Origin of the sequence: Streptomyces caelestis, from assembly GCF_001279005.1 — a bacterium.
Classification (GTDB): domain Bacteria; phylum Actinomycetota; class Actinomycetes; order Streptomycetales; family Streptomycetaceae; genus Streptomyces; species Streptomyces heliomycini.
Genome location: NZ_LGCN01000027.1, coordinates 1 through 1,220, shown reverse-complemented (window position 1 = coordinate 1,220; position 1,220 = coordinate 1). Strand labels below are relative to the sequence as shown.

Annotated in this window: 2 protein-coding genes; one reads left to right on the top strand and one right to left on the bottom strand. The window is 74.8% G+C overall.

Annotated features, from left to right (window positions below):
- Positions 1 to 64 precede the first annotated feature (64 nt).
- Positions 65 to 520, top strand: a complete 456-nt coding sequence (locus ADK41_RS03480) for a tellurite resistance TerB family protein (RefSeq protein ID WP_030837491.1) — start codon at positions 65 to 67, stop codon at positions 518 to 520.
- Between the two features lie 37 nt (positions 521 to 557).
- Here the strand turns inward: ADK41_RS03480 and ADK41_RS03475 are convergent.
- The coding region (locus tag ADK41_RS03475) for a M56 family metallopeptidase (protein WP_030837494.1) at positions 558 to 1,220 on the bottom strand (663 nt) is incomplete at its 5' end.

Sequence of the window (1,220 nt, the reverse complement as noted above, 5' to 3'; positions counted from 1 at the left end):
AGAAGAAACTGGGCGCCCGGAGCACGCCGGTCCGGGCGCCCTCCCGACCAGGTACGGAGTGCTCATGGCCCTGTGGGACCGCCTCAAGGAGTCCGCGTCGACGATGCAGACCCAGCTCGTGGCGAAGAAGAACGACCTGAAGAGCGGCGCCTTCCGCGACGCGAGCATGGCGATGTGCGCCCTGGTGGCGGCCGCCGACGGCACCGTCGACCCGTCCGAGCGGCAGCGCGTGGCCCAGCTCATCGCCACCAACGAGGTGCTGCAGAACTTCGACGCCGACGACCTGCGCCGCCGCTTCGAGGACAACCTCGGCAAGCTCACCGCCGACTTCGCCTTCGGCAAGGTGAGCGTCCTGCAGGAGATCGCCAAGGCGAAGAAGAAGCCCGCCGAAGCACGGGCGGTCGTCCAGATCGGCATCGTCATCGGCGGCGCCGACGGCGACTTCGACAAGGACGAGCAGGCCGTGGTCCGCGAGGCGTGCTACGCCCTCGACCTGCCGCCCCACGAGTTCGACCTCTGAGCGGCCCCGGCCCCGTGGCGGACGGCCCGCCACGGGGTCACAGGGGCGTGGCCGCGTGCAGGATGAGGACCATCGTCACGGCGGAGTTCGCCGACGACATCGCCGACACGGCGGCCCCCACCGCCGCGCCCCAGGTCGCCGCGCCCACCGACGTGAACAACGAAGGCCAGCTGCGCACCGCCGGAACGGGTCCGAGCAGGGCCGCCACCCGGCGCGGCACCGGGCCCGCCGCAGCCAGGCCCGCCAGGGTCGCCACCGGGGTGCCGCGCGAGACCAGGGCCGCCTTGCCGATCGCCCGGGCCACGGTGCGGCGGCTGCCGACCGCTTGGGCCGCGTCCTCGTCCGCCCACCGCTCCGCCGTGTACGCCACCGCCGTCCGCAGCGGCCGCAGGAACGGGTTGGCCCGCGCGGCCAGCTGGACGGCGAGCAGGAAACGGTGGTGACGGGCGGCCAGGTGGGCCCGCTCGTGGGCGAACAGCGCGCGGCGCTCGGCCGGTTCGAGGCAGTCCAGCATGGCCGTGGTCACCACCACGCGGTCCCGCCGGCCGCCCGGCAGCGCGTAGGCGTAGGGGGCGCCGTCCGGAAGGACGACCACCCCCGTCTCCCGCAGTCCGGCCAGCGCCCGGTGGGCGCCACGACGCACCCGGCCGTGCCGCCACAGTGACCGGCCGCACACCACCAGCACCGCGCACAGGGCGGG

What these genes read in the sequence shown, in the direction of transcription:
- ADK41_RS03480 (WP_030837491.1), top strand. Translation starts at nt 65, where the DNA reads ATGGCCCTGTGGGACCGCCTCAAGGAGTCCGCGTCGACGATGCAGACC.